Source organism: Oceanobacillus saliphilus, assembly GCF_023522835.1.
In the GTDB taxonomy this organism is placed as follows: Bacteria; Bacillota; Bacilli; order Bacillales; family Amphibacillaceae; genus Oceanobacillus; species Oceanobacillus saliphilus.
This window is the reverse complement of the sequence record NZ_JALCZU010000256.1, coordinates 1-253: the sequence shown is the minus strand read 5'-3', so window position 1 is coordinate 253 and position 253 is coordinate 1. Positions and strand designations below refer to the sequence as shown.

Below are 253 nucleotides of genomic sequence, written 5' to 3'. Positions count from 1 at the left end.
ATTGATGATTTTGTGTGCAGCAGAAATTTGTAAAGGTGATGTGAAGAACTGGTCGGGTTTTTTGCATTCTGGATGGAAATTACTTATTAAAAATGGTGGGATTTTGAATTTTAATCAACTGAAGGAAGAACACTGGTTGATTTCTAATTTTGCTTACCATGATTTGTTGGCAAGTTCATCAATTGAAAGAGGTACTTATTTTCCCTCCGAACAGTATGATTTCATATTTCAGGATACACAAGGTTTCTCCACG

At 34.8% G+C, this 253-nt stretch carries 1 protein-coding gene; it reads left to right on the top strand.

Features of this window, described 5'->3' with window-relative positions:
- Positions 1-253, top strand: a 253-nt coding sequence (locus tag MN204_RS21950; protein WP_249873001.1) for a fungal specific transcription factor domain-containing protein, incomplete at both ends; no start/stop codon positions are given.